The organism is Maribacter stanieri (genome assembly GCF_900112245.1).
GTDB lineage: Bacteria > Bacteroidota > Bacteroidia > Flavobacteriales > Flavobacteriaceae > Maribacter > Maribacter stanieri.
In genome coordinates this window covers 679366-691241 of sequence record NZ_FOYX01000001.1, presented here as the reverse complement: position 1 = coordinate 691241, position 11876 = coordinate 679366, and the positions used below count along the sequence as shown (strand labels likewise).

At 35.0% G+C, this 11876-nt stretch carries 14 protein-coding genes; 11 read left to right on the top strand and 3 right to left on the bottom strand.

All coding sequences use genetic code 11. From position 1 onward, the window contains the following. Positions 1–8 precede the first annotated feature (8 nt). Both BM296_RS03080 and rsmI read left to right on the top strand, forming a co-directional pair. On the top strand, positions 9–701 hold the full coding sequence (locus BM296_RS03080) for a DUF8457 domain-containing protein (RefSeq protein ID WP_091901373.1): 693 nt from the start codon (positions 9–11) through the stop codon (positions 699–701). Positions 702–763: 62 nt separating this feature from the next. Further along, positions 764–1435, top strand: a complete 672-nt coding sequence (gene rsmI, locus BM296_RS03075; protein ID WP_091901372.1) for a 16S rRNA (cytidine(1402)-2'-O)-methyltransferase — start codon at positions 764–766, stop codon at positions 1433–1435. 16 nt (positions 1436–1451) lie between these two features. On the opposite strand, the gene BM296_RS03070 is transcribed toward rsmI, so the two are convergent. After that, a complete protein-coding gene (locus tag BM296_RS03070; RefSeq protein WP_143099036.1) occupies positions 1452–2993 on the bottom strand; it encodes a hypothetical protein in 1542 nt (513 codons plus the stop codon). A gap of 172 nt (positions 2994–3165) precedes the next feature. On the opposite strand from BM296_RS03070, the gene BM296_RS03065 reads away from it, so the two are divergent. From BM296_RS03065 to BM296_RS03040, 6 genes are all read left to right on the top strand, one after another. After that, positions 3166–3537, top strand: coding sequence for a hypothetical protein (locus BM296_RS03065; protein WP_074670646.1), 372 nt, complete (start codon positions 3166–3168; stop codon positions 3535–3537). A 207-nt stretch (positions 3538–3744) separates the two neighbouring features. Next, complete coding sequence (locus tag BM296_RS03060; RefSeq protein ID WP_091901369.1) at positions 3745–4548, top strand: MbnP family protein; 804 nt, start codon at positions 3745–3747, stop codon at positions 4546–4548. 51 nt (positions 4549–4599) lie between these two features. Beyond that, positions 4600–5637, top strand: a complete 1038-nt coding sequence (locus BM296_RS03055; protein WP_091901367.1) for a cytochrome-c peroxidase — start codon at positions 4600–4602, stop codon at positions 5635–5637. Between the two features lie 3 nt (positions 5638–5640). Beyond that, the gene (locus BM296_RS03050; protein WP_143099035.1) at positions 5641–6612 is read left to right on the top strand and encodes a transporter family protein; all 972 of its coding nucleotides are present in this window, start codon (positions 5641–5643) and stop codon (positions 6610–6612) included. Positions 6613–6646: 34 nt separating this feature from the next. Further along, entirely contained in the window at positions 6647–6991 is a 345-nt protein-coding gene (locus BM296_RS03045; protein WP_091901364.1) for a HopJ type III effector protein, read from the top strand. An 83-nt stretch (positions 6992–7074) separates the two neighbouring features. After that, positions 7075–7647, top strand: a complete 573-nt coding sequence (locus BM296_RS03040; protein ID WP_091901362.1) for a uracil-DNA glycosylase family protein — start codon at positions 7075–7077, stop codon at positions 7645–7647. Positions 7648–7668: 21 nt separating this feature from the next. Here BM296_RS03040 and BM296_RS03035 read toward each other — a convergent pair whose 3' ends face one another. Together BM296_RS03035 and BM296_RS03025 are read right to left on the bottom strand one after the other, a co-directional pair. Further along, on the bottom strand, positions 7669–7866 hold the full coding sequence (locus tag BM296_RS03035; protein ID WP_091901361.1) for a helix-turn-helix transcriptional regulator: 198 nt from the start codon (positions 7864–7866) through the stop codon (positions 7669–7671). A gap of 607 nt (positions 7867–8473) precedes the next feature. Next, positions 8474–9076, bottom strand: coding sequence for a carboxymuconolactone decarboxylase family protein (locus tag BM296_RS03025; protein ID WP_091901357.1), 603 nt, complete (start codon positions 9074–9076; stop codon positions 8474–8476). A gap of 122 nt (positions 9077–9198) precedes the next feature. Here BM296_RS03025 and BM296_RS03020 point away from each other — a divergent pair, with 122 nt between their 5' ends. The 3 genes from BM296_RS03020 to BM296_RS03010 all read left to right on the top strand — a co-directional run bounded on the left by BM296_RS03020 (position 9199) and on the right by BM296_RS03010 (position 11845). Beyond that, on the top strand, positions 9199–9627 hold the full coding sequence (locus BM296_RS03020) for an OsmC family protein (RefSeq protein WP_091901353.1): 429 nt from the start codon (positions 9199–9201) through the stop codon (positions 9625–9627). 146 nt (positions 9628–9773) lie between these two features. Next, positions 9774–11462 (top strand): single-stranded-DNA-specific exonuclease RecJ, encoded by a 1689-nt coding sequence (recJ, locus tag BM296_RS03015; protein WP_091901351.1) that lies wholly within the window; start codon positions 9774–9776, stop codon positions 11460–11462. Next, on the top strand, positions 11459–11845 hold the full coding sequence (locus BM296_RS03010; RefSeq protein ID WP_091901348.1) for a VOC family protein: 387 nt from the start codon (positions 11459–11461) through the stop codon (positions 11843–11845). Before recJ ends, BM296_RS03010 begins: the two co-directional genes overlap by 4 nt. Positions 11846–11876 lie beyond the last annotated feature (31 nt).

Below are 11876 nucleotides of genomic sequence, written 5' to 3'. Positions count from 1 at the left end.
ATTGTGAGATGAAAAATAAGTTGAAACTGGAATTGAGAAAGTTATCTACAGAAATTTTGACTGCTGATAATTTAGATGATGTAACAAATTTGTATGAGGTTTCTAAAAACCTATATGAGAAACTTGCTGTGCTTAAGTTTATTGAGGTTGAACTAAATGATATGGAAGTTGATGTTTCCAAAAATGCTATTGCGGCAAAATTTGAAGAAATGGCAACCGCGGTATTAAAGGGAAACACAGGAGTACCGGAGAATAATCCGCATGATGAGGATATAGTTAAGCACCCTGGTATGGAAACCATAAAAGGTTTCATATCTGAAATGCCTAGTAATGATGATTTAGAGGATGTTTTGGCTGAGTTTATGTCAAAGCCAGATTTGATGAAAAATGACAAGGAACTCTTTATGCCATCAAAAGAAGATTTAAAACAAACTAGTGCAGCACCAAAATCATTGAATGATCGTTTGGCAAAAAGCAATGTAAAGGTTGACTTAAATGACCGTTTGGCATTTGTAAAGCATTTGTTTAATAATAGTATGGAAGATTATAACCGTGTATTATCTCAATTGAATACGATAGATTCAGAAGAACGTTCTATATCTTTTATAAAGAATATGGTAAAACCAGATTACAATAACTGGGCTGGAAAAGAACCGTTTGAAGAACGATTTATTGAGTTAGTATCTCGAAGATTCTCTTAATAATGATAATTTTGTGTATCACAAACCCAGCACTTGTGTTGGGTTTTTTACTTTAAAAATAAATGGGAAAGCTTTATTTAGTGCCAACACCAATAGGCAATTTGGAGGATATGACTTTAAGAGCAATTAGAATTCTTAAAGAAGTGGATCTTATTCTTGCTGAAGATACCCGTACAAGTGGTAAGTTATTACATCATTTTGAGATTGGTACTCAAATGAAAAGTCATCATATGCACAATGAGCATAATATGGTAGACTATTTAGTTGGCAAATTAAAGGGAGGTGAGAACATTGCTTTGATATCAGATGCTGGCACGCCCGCAATTTCTGACCCTGGTTTTTTATTGACACGTGCCTGTGTTGAAGCAGGTGTTGAGGTAGAATGTTTACCAGGTGCAACAGCTTTTGTTCCTGCTTTGGTTAATAGTGGACTGCCTAACGATAAATTTGTCTTTGAAGGGTTTTTACCGGTTAAGAAAGGGCGACAAACCCGTTTAAAGCTATTGGCAGAAGAACCACGTACCATTATATTTTATGAATCTCCGCATAAATTATTGAAGACCTTGGCTCATTTTGTAGAATACTTCGGAGCTGAAAGACCTGTTTCCGTATCAAGGGAGTTGACAAAACTTTATGAAGAAACAATTAGAGGTACTGCCGAAGAAGTTCTGAAACACTTTACTGAGAAACCACCAAAAGGAGAAATAGTAATTGTGGTTGGGGGGAATAAATAATAGTTTTACACTTAAATTAAAGTGAATTTAGATCTACATATTCTACAACAATTTTAGAGTTTGAAATATTTTCTACAGCAATATATAAAGTATCGTTAACAATAGTTAAGCCTTCAATATCCACTAAACTCGGATCTATACTTTCAAAATTGATAGAGGTTTCTATAAAAGAATTTGTTTCTACATTTAAGACACCAAAAAAGAAGTTTGGCTCATTCTCCACAAAAGGTAATTTACCTGAAACAAAGATTAGATTCTCATATCTGCAAGCTGTAGTTTCAAATATTCCTTTAGGTAAATCAAAATAATCTAAAGAGCCATTATCCAGGTTGTATTTATAACCGGTTTTAATTAATTCATATGGATTTGAGTTCTCAACTAATCCGCCAAAAACATATAAATCAGAATCAACTATTTCTCCTTCTGCAATAGTCCTTGATTCCTCTATTGTAAAAACATCTTGTAAATCATAAGTGCTGTTGTTTAAACTTCGAATTTTGAAAGGAACTTTTGGATTGTCTAGAACAGTTAAATCTCCTCCAAGTAAATACACTTGAGAATCGACCGCTGTAGAACCAGCTCTTGATAAATTAGAAGAATATGGGTAGGTACTAATTTCAGAATCTAATGTATTTTTCATTGTTGATACTCGTCCTGAACCCACAACCACTAATTGATCATCAATTAAATGTAATCTGCTTGAAGTAAATTCAGAACCATTATACGTAATTTCGGTAGAATCCAAAACCTGCGAATTAATATCATATTTGTAGACCCTTCTAACTCTTGGGTAACTGCTATCATCACGGTAAGATAGATATAAACTGTTGGTGTTATTGCTCCCTACAAATCCAGTAGTTTTATTATAGCTGGTAATATTGTTGAAATTTGCAAATGTTTTAAAGTTAATGTTAGTCGGAGCTATTTTATAATCGTCACTAGTTTTTTGGACCAATGAAACCATTAACTTGGAATTAGTGGCTTCATCAATTATAATTTCACCGGTAATTGTATTTTCAGTGTCCTTGATCAGTGTAAAATCTGGATGTACTATTTCTATATTATCATTAATTATAAAGTCAAGCTCAACAGGTGACGAATAATTATCATTCGCGACTGATGAATTTGCATCGGCAATATGGTTTATACCTTTTCTCTTTTTCCAGGTTAAAATACCTGATACTTCATCGGAAGAATTAGAAGATGTAAAAATAAATTCATCATCCAAAATGCTGCTATTAGCGGTAATATCTAATGTCCCCGTAGCATTAACTAATGAAGCGCTTGAAATGTGCCAAGTCTTTTTTACTCCATTGTTTAATGTATTCTCAATTAAAAGCTGAAGTAAATCATTCTTTGATTGCAATATTTCTTGCTCTGATGGTCCTTCTGGTAAAGGTTCTACAATTTCTTCTTCCGGTTCTTCGACCTCCTCGGTTATTTGATCATCATCATTATCAATAACGATGTCCTCATTTGAAGAGCAGGCTATAATAAAGATAAACAAGAATGAAAATGTGAATTTAATCGAAGATAACCTTAGGAGTCTATTGCTCATATTATAAATGCAAAAGGGTTTGTATATTGAAATATAACGTTTCTTTTCTGATTATCTGATACTCATAAAACGCTGTTCACCCAAATCATTCAAAATCAATAGCCCTAAGTGTTAATTTGGAGAAATAATTAAGAAATTTTCAAAATGAGAATTACCTTTACTCCAGTTTAGCATGAAAAAAATTCTCACATATACCTTTATTCTTCTTTATCTCACTGCAATGGTAAAGCCAGTATTGCCTGTGTTAGAATATGTGATAAATCAAGATTATATTGCTGAAGTACTGTGTATCAATAAAGACAAGCCCATGCTTAATTGTGATGGTAAATGTTACTTGGCACAAATGATCAAAGAGCAACAAGAAAAAGATCATCAAGATATACCTTCTGCCGATCTTCGCGAATATCCTATTGGCTTTGTAAATATTCTTGATGTTGATTTTGAAAGTGTATTGATCAAAACAGCTTTGGTTTCAATGCATCCTAACTTGAACGAACAACAGTTTATATCTACTGTTTTTCGTCCACCAAATTTCATCTCCTAAATAGCATTATAGATTAGGCAAGCTTATTTAAAGTGGTGCCCAGCTATGTGTTATTACCACGACTCAAATCCTGAAGTCGGGGGTAACTGATCAATTATTTTATTTAAAAATATCTTATGCCTGTGCATAAGGTGAAACCATTACAATGACAAGAATGTAACAAGCCAGCTTTACATGGCTTCTGCATTCATAATAAAATATCAAAAGATGAAATTTATATATAAAATATTAGCAATAACCTTAGTATTAACCGTATTCGTTAGTTGTAGCAGCGATGATGATACTGCTACGGAGTTAACTGGCGAGAACAGTGTAACGATTGAGTTTGATAACAGTGTGGGATCAGATGATCTTTTACTGGCAACATCTAGCTATACCAATTCCCAAAATGAAACATTGACAATTACAAGGCTCAATTATATTGTCAGTAATTTTCGTTTAACCAATGATCAAGGTGAAACCTTTACTTATGAAAAAGATGACAGCTACTTTGTTACCAGTGAAGAAACCGGTAATACAGAGGTAGTGTTAGAGAATATACCTGCGGGAACCTATGTGTCTATCACTTTTGGTGTGGGTGTAGATCAAGAAAAGTACCTTCAAGGTGCTGAAGGTCAGGGCGATTTTTTAACCGTAGCCGAAGAGACCAATATGATGTGGTCATGGCAGGCAGGCTATAAGTTTTTAAATTTCGAAGGAACGTTTACTTCGGAAACCGTGACCGAAACAACAGATTTTAAAGTGCATATGGGTAGTCATGGTTCAAGCTTGGATAATTATAAGGAAGTTACCCTAAGCCTGGGTACAGATGCTTTGGTAAGTGATGAAATGTCTCCCATTGTTCACCTAGTGGCAGATGCCAATGCTATTTTAGACGGAGCGCATAAATTATCACTTTCTGAACAGTCGGTAATTATGGTAAGCGAAGAAAAGTCACCATTGGTGGCCTTAAATACGGCAAGTATGTTTACGGTAGATCACGTACATAACGGATCAGAACACTCACATTAATCACATATGGGGTCGCTTAGTTTTAGCGGCCCTGTTTTAAATTTAAAACAGATGAAATATCTATTTTGGGTATTGCTGTTAGTGTGTTTGGTGTCCTGCAATAATGAGGAATATCTACCATTGGAGAATACCTTGTTGACGGTAGAAGTTCCTGAGAATTTTCCTGACTTGGTGTATGACATAGAAGCCAATCCGCCAACACAATTAGGTTTTGAGTTGGGCAAAAAATTGTTCTATGATGGTAAACTCTCTTCCAACGGGTTTATCTCTTGTGGGTTCTGCCATGAGCAAAATTTTGCATTCACCCACCACGGTCATCAATTTAGTCACGGTGTAGATGATTTGGAAGGCACAAGAAATACGCCTACCATTTCTAACATGGCATTTTTTAATGAATTTGCTTGGGATGGTGCTACATCTCATTTAGACCTTTTTCCAATTATACCTATAACCAATGAGGTAGAAATGGGGGAGACCATGACAGGAGTCATCAATAAACTCATAGCGGACAGTGAATATCAGCAACAGTTTGAAAATGCTTTTGAAGAAGGTGGTGTAAACGCCGAGAATTTTTTAAAAGCCTTATCCCAGTTTATGGTCATGATGATTTCCTCAAATTCTAAGTATGACAAGTTTGTACGAAATGAAGAGGGCGGGGAATTAACCGAAGTTGAAGCATATGGTTTAACGGTTTTTCAACAAAAGTGTGCCACTTGCCATGCTACTGATTTATTTACCGATGGTAGTTTTAGAAACAATGGATTGCCTCCCAATCCTCAATTGAACGATGTTGGTAGGGCTGAGGTCAGCGGTAGTGTTAATGATAATTATAAGTTTAAAGTGCCCAGTTTACGTAATGTAGCGCTAACGGCTCCTTACATGCACGATGGTAGGTTCGGTAGCCTAGAATCCGTACTAAATTTTTATACCAATGGCGTGGTAGATTCAGAAACATTGGATGATTCTTTAAGAAAAGATGACGGACTTGGAATAGCATTAAGTGATAGGGAAAAAGAAGGACTATTGGCCTTCTTTGAACTACTGACAGATGAGACTTTTATAAATGACGAACGATTTTCAGAATATTAAAAAATGAACAAGATTATAATATATATGTTGTTGCTTGGCGGACTATTAAGTGCCAAAGCAAATGATTTGCCAGAAGTAGGATCTTATTGTATTTGGAAAAATACCGAATTTGAATATTTCTGCGACACCTGTGGTTGCGGGGGTAACGGTGGTAGCATGGGTTTTGGAACAGGGCTGAACAATAATTTCGTAGGGTTGAGATATATAGGTCAGAAGTATCGTTCAAGAGATGGTATTTTTGATAATTCCCCTTGGATCAACGAAAACTTCAATACGGTACAGGCCTGGGGAAAATTCCCGGTTGGGAAAAGGGTATTGATCAATGCCCTGTTGCCGTATCATTTTCATAACAGAACCTTTGCAGATAATACTGAGCAGACCATAACGGGCGTAGGTGATGCTACTGTTTTGGCATATTACAATGTACTACGGCAAACTCCAGATAGTATTATTTCCATAAAACCGGAACATGTTTTTCAAATTGGTGTTGGTGTAAAATTACCTACCGGTAGTTTTGATGCTGCTAATATTGAAGGCAGTGTTAATCCAAGTTTTCAGTTGGGCACAGGTAGTTGGGATTATATTTTAGCGGCCAATTATGGAGTTACCCACAGAAATTGGGGGTTATCTGCATTGTTAAATTACACTATTAAAACAGAGAACAGTAAAAATTATTTATTCGGTAACCAATGGAATGTTGCAGTAAACACCTATAAAACATTTTATGTTTCTCCGTCAGTTTCCCTTACTCCACAGTTTGGATTAGGGGCTGAATTTTTTGAGGAAAATAGAGAATTCAATCTAACAGTTCCTGATACCAGAGGTGATGTATATTTCGCGAGATTTGGTTTAGAAACTAACTATAACAGGTATGCGCTGGGCATTTCAAGTATGATTCCTATCTCTCAGAATTTGAACGAAGGAAAAGTAGAGGTTAAAAATAGGGTTTCGTTATATTTGAATATCAATATTTAAATATTAACCCTATTTAAGGCTTAAAGTATTAACGATGACATTAGATGATTTTAAGAAAAAATTAGCTGCTAGTCCAAAGGATATTTCCTTTTCAGAAACAATGGTTGCTATAGATTCTAAATACATTTTTACACCTACGGCATACACAAACGGAACAGTAAGTAATGATGCTGGTCAAAATTCGGGTTCTTGTAAATTATTTTCTTTTGCAGTAAAAGAAGGACTTACAAAAGAGGAAACCTTGGCTTGTTTTGGAGCATATTATTTTGATGAAGTGCTTCTTGATTTAAAAGGAAGTTCGCATCAAAATATTAGAAGTTTTATGAATACGGGGTTTGATGGTTTAAGCTTTGATGGTGAGGCATTAAAATTGATTTAAGGGGCGTACTTAGGTCTGTCAAATTAGTACGAATTATTTCCGTCTACAATAATTGGGAAGGTTATGACCATAAATAAAATAAGATGGAAGGTTTATTATCTGAAATAAGAGGATGCGAGGTTTGTAAGGCACATTTGCCTTTAGAACCAAGACCTATTGTTGCAGGTACTATTAATTCTAAAATTATATTAGTAAGTCAGGCACCAGGTAGAAAGGCACATGTAGAAAATAAAGCTTGGGACGACCCAAGCGGAAGAAAATTAAGGGAATGGCTTGGTGTAAGCGAAGAGGTATTCTATAATCCCGATAATTTTGCTGTATTGCCCATGGGTTTCTGTTATCCTGGTAAAGGAAAAACGGGCGATTTACCACCAAGAAAGGAATGTGCTCCCTTATGGCATTCACGTGTTTGGGAACAGTTTTCTAATGTAAAATTGATTCTTTTAATCGGTAAATATTCTCAAGATCAATATTTAGGGAAGCAGTCCAAAAAAAACTTGACCGAAAATGTATTGCATTACAAAGAATACTTGCCTAAATATTTTCTTCTACCACATCCATCACCTGTAAATCGCTTTTGGCGTAGTAAAAATCCTTGGTTCGAGGAAGATGTTGTTGGTGAGTTGCAGGAATTGGTTGCTAAGATTTTGGACTAGTTGTTTAATAATTAACAGGTTTTATTCTTGTTCGATGCTAAATAATTCTTCTACTGTTACGTTGAACAATTTTGCCATTTTAATTGCTAGAATTACTGAAGGATTAAACTTATTTTTCTCAATTGCATGAATAGTTTGTCTTGAAACTCCTAATTCTTCTGCTAGTTGTGCTTGTGTCCAATCTAGTCTTGCTCTTTCTACTTTGACTAGATTTTTCATACAATAATCTTCTTTTTAAGATAAAATGTAATTAAATATAATATTATGAATGCATAAATAATATCAGAGACATTAAATATCATTTCATTGTTGACGATATGAAGTATAAATATTATAATTAGGCATAGTATTGTAGCTAATTGATAAGACTCTAATCTAAGTTTAATGATATAGTCATCCTCAACTTTTTCTTTTGATAACATGTAAATTAACATTCCCACGATAGAAAGAATATCTAACAATTTCGATAAAGAAGAATCAATTACTTTTTCTGTTAGACGTGATGTTTCATTAGAGGTATAGGGTTCAGAGAAACCGCTGGTAAATGCAAATATTAAAGGTATTACAAAACCAATTATAAAGAGAAATAATCCAATGGTCTTAAATCTATTTGGCAAAATTTGAAAATTCATAACTCCAGTATTTTATACTAAAAGTAAACAATACTTTACATTATGACAAATATAATAGTTTTATTGTTATAAATCTATAACCTAAAATTCAAATGGAAAATAATTTTAATTGTATCATTAAATGATTTTTAAAAAAAAAGTATCTCATTGGTACCACCCAACGACATACTTTTAATTTAACTAACTGCTATTTTCTAATAAACCGATCCATCATGCTTTCCTTTTTCCCAACCATGTTTTCCTAAGTATTGGTCTGCACTGTCTACGGCTCCGGTTTCAATAGATGTTCCCATAGAATCGTTCCAACGGTTAAGATATCCAAAGAGAGAAATCACGCCTAGCATTTCAACAATTTCACCTTCGTTCCAGTGTTGGTAAAGTCGCTCTTTTATTTCGGCATCAACTCCGTTAGGCACTTGAGAAGCCTGTAGAGAAAAATCTAAAGCGGCACGTTCTGCATCTGAAAATGCTGAATGAGTTCTATATTCCCAAATGTTATCTAATTGCTCTTGCTCTGCTCCATAACGTTCTGCAGCTCTAATAGCATGAGCTTGGCAATACCTACAACCCGTAGCATTACTGCTTACCCATGCAATCATTCTTTTAAGGGCAGAAGTTACGCGACCTTCATTGGCCATCACGGCTTTATTGAGGTTTATAAATGCTTTAGATATGGCAGGTCTGTGCTGCATTGTCAAAACAGAATTTGGACAAAAACCAAGAGTTTCATTGAAAAACGCTGCTAATTCTTTAGTTTCTGGGTCATGGTTTGGGTCAAGCGGTGTTACTAATGCCATACGTGTTTTTTAAGTATTTATTTAAGATGAGTTAACCAAGTATTGGCTGCTTTGATCTATTTGTTGGATCATATAACAGCCTATATTGTTGTATTTTTGTATTCTACAAGAAACAAAAAATTATGAGCACAACAAATCATATTAGCACAAAATGGTTGGGCAACATGTCCTTCGAAAGTAACAATCCTTCAGGACATTCATTAAGAATAGATATTGCCAAGGAAGATGGCGGTGATGGTAGTGGTTTTAGACCAAAGGCTTTAATGCTTTCTTCGTTAGCAGGTTGTTCTGGTTTAGATGTAGCTGCATTGATTAAAAAGATGAAGCTTGAAGTAGATGAGTTTCATATTGAAACAATTGCCAATCTTACAGATGAGCATCCTAAGTTTTATGATAAAGTAGTTATAGAATATCATTTTCATGGTGAAAACTTGAATGAAAAAAAACTGCAAAGAGCGGTAGATCTATCTATTGAAAAATATTGTGGTGTAATGGAAATGTTCAGACAATTTGCTGAGCTGGATATCAAGACTATTTTTCATAAGAAATAATACGTCATTGCGAGGTACGAAGCAATCTGTTTGTTTTGTCTTCTTAAGTGAGAGATTGCTTCGTACCTCGCAAAGACGACGTAGATTATATTATGAGAACTGTAACTGCCACCTGTTACTGATTACTGAACACTTTAACTTCTAAAATGCGCTGGACCATAAAACCGAAACCGAAACAAGAAGACATTGATGCCTTGGCAAATGCGCTTCAGGTAGATAAATTGGTGGCGCAACTGTTATTACAACGAGGTATTTCTACCTTCGAAGAAGCAAAGAATTTTTTCCGCCCACAACTAAGTGACCTTCATGACCCTTTTTTAATGAAAGACATGGATATTGCCGTTGCCAGAATTGAAAAGGCAATTGCAGATGGTGAAAACATTTTGGTTTACGGAGATTATGATGTAGATGGTACAACTGCCGTTGCTTTAATGTCATCTTATTTGTTAAGCTATTACCCCAATGTAGCAACCTATATTCCGGATCGCTATGCAGAGGGTTATGGCGTGTCTTTTAAGGGAATTGATTTTGCTGAGGATAACGGATTTACATTAATCATTGCTTTAGATTGCGGAGTAAAGGCTATTGATAAGGTGGCTTATGCAAAAGAAAAAGACATTGATTTTATAATCTGTGATCACCACAGACCAGGTAAAGACTTACCTGATGCCGTTGCAATTCTAGACCCAAAAAGGGATGATTGTAACTATCCGTACGATGAATTATGTGGGTGCGGTGTCGGATTTAAATTAATTCAAGCATTAGGTTCTCGAAGAGGAGATACTATTGATGATGTTATTTATTACCTTGATTTAGTGGCAACTGCAATAGGAGCAGACATTGTACCAATAACTGGGGAGAATCGAATATTAGCTTTTTATGGCTTACAGGTTATCAATCAGCAACCTAGAATTGGTTTCAAGGCTATTATTGATCAAATCAACAAAAGCGTTCTCACCATTACAGACGTAGTGTTTATAATTGCCCCCAGAATAAATGCTGCTGGTAGAATGAAACATGGCCAACATGCCGTAAATCTATTGACGGAAACGAATATGGATGTAGCTATAAAATTCGCTTCTGAAATTGAAACGTTTAACACAGATAGAAGAGGGCTGGATCAAGAAATTACCCAAGAAGCTTTAGTACAAATTCAAGACAATGAAGAGGAAGAAGGTTTCACTTCTGTAGTCTATAAAGATTCTTGGCATAAAGGGGTTATTGGTATAGTAGCCTCTAGATTGACGGAAACCTATTATAGACCTACATTGGTTTTTACTAAAAGTGGAGATAAATTGGCTGCTTCGGCACGATCGGTAAAAGGTTTTGATGTATACAATGCTCTAGAAGGATGTGCAGATTATATAGAACAATTTGGCGGTCATAAATATGCAGCTGGGTTAACCTTGTTAGAAGATCAATACAACAACTTTAAACATCAGTTTGAGAAAGTGGTTAAGGAAACCATTGATCCACAGATGTTGATTCCTGAAATTACGATTGATGCGGTTATAGAGTTGAAGGATATTAATCCGAAATTAATGCGAATTTTAAAACAGTTTGCTCCATTTGGACCAGGTAATATGTCTCCAACTTTTATGGCAGAAAATGTACACGATACCGGCTATGCTAAAGGTGTAGGTAAAGAAGAGGCACATTTAAAAATTGCGGTAGTACAAGAAGACAGCCATAGAATTGACGGTATTGGTTTTAATATGGGAGATAAATTATCGTTAGTTACCGGCAGAAAACCTTTTGATGCTGTTTTTTCGTTGGATGAAAATGAATGGCAAGGCAATATTAGTATTCAATTGAAGCTAAAGGATATAAAATGAGAATAGAGCACATTGCTATTTGGGTTACAGACTTAGAAATGATGCGAACATTTTATGAACGATATTTTAATGCTGTATCTGGAGAGAAATATTATAACCCTACCAAAGAATTTTCATCTTACTTTTTAAGATTTACCGATGGTGCAAGATTAGAAATCATGTATAAACCAAGTATTGGTAAGTCGTCTAATATTGATACGACACGTACGGGATTTATACATTTTGCAATGTCGGTGGGGTCAAAAGAGAAAGTTAATTCCCTGACCGATGAATTACGTGCAGATGGGTATACAATTACCGGCGAACCCAGAACTACAGGAGATGGTTATTACGAAAGCGTGGTCTTAGATCCAGAAGGTAATCAGATAGAAATCACCATTTAACATTACTATTTATAATTATTCTAAATAAGAT